Raw genomic sequence first — 262 nt, forward strand, 5'->3', positions numbered from 1 at the left:
AATGCCTGCCGTAGGTAATTCGGCAACAAAATATTGTAATTGCTCAGCAAGCAAATCCATATTGCCATTTGAGCGGCACTTATTAAGCTCGTTTGTCACTGAATAGATAAATAACTCGGACACTTTTTCCAGTTGCGCCAAGTTCTCTTCCGAGTGGGTTTGAACGACAAAAAAGTTGCCAACAATTGCATTGATCTGCGGTGCGTATTTTGGCCTTAAAATCTTCGCTTCAACGAATTCAGCAACTTTAAGCTTAAAGTTG

At 40.5% G+C, this 262-nt stretch carries 1 pseudogene; it reads right to left on the reverse strand.

The window, feature by feature from the left end:
- Positions 1–262: pseudogene (locus tag CWB98_RS23780) on the reverse strand (hypothetical protein); the annotation flags it as partial.

This window comes from Pseudoalteromonas rubra (assembly GCF_005887115.1).
Classification (GTDB): Bacteria; Pseudomonadota; Gammaproteobacteria; order Enterobacterales; family Alteromonadaceae; genus Pseudoalteromonas; species Pseudoalteromonas rubra_F.